Annotated in this window: 1 pseudogene; it reads right to left on the reverse strand. The window is 69.9% G+C overall.

Going from position 1 to position 399, the window contains the following annotated elements:
- Nucleotides 1–399 (reverse strand): annotated as a pseudogene (locus K9U41_RS23620) (alpha-1,4-glucan--maltose-1-phosphate maltosyltransferase); the annotation flags it as partial.

Here is a 399-nt window from a genome sequence, read left to right on the forward strand (position 1 = left end):
GCCTGCAGCGCGGCATGCTCGCGGCGGATGCGGTTCACGCAGGCGATCAGCGGGCGCAGGCTGCCGGGCCGGTCCAGGTCCCAGTGCCGCAGCTGGTATTTCTCGGAATCGCGGTATTCCTCGCTGCCGGGCGCGCGCGGTTCGTGCTCCAGCAGCTCGTAGGCCGGGCCGTAGATGCCGTAGTTGGCCGAGAGCGTGGCGGCCAGCACCAGGCGGTACGCGAACACCGCGGGCTCGCCGCCCTGCAGGTGGGCCGGCAGGATGTCGGGCGTGTTGGGCCAGGCGTTGGGACGGAAGTAGTCGCACCCCGGCGCGGTGTTCAGTTCCGTGAAGTAGTCGGTGAGTTCCTGCCGCGTGGTGCGCCAGGTGAAGTAGGTGTAGGACTGCGTGAACCCGCGC

The organism is Xanthobacter autotrophicus, from assembly GCF_029991245.1.
Lineage (GTDB): Bacteria > Pseudomonadota > Alphaproteobacteria > Rhizobiales > Xanthobacteraceae > Xanthobacter > Xanthobacter autotrophicus_C.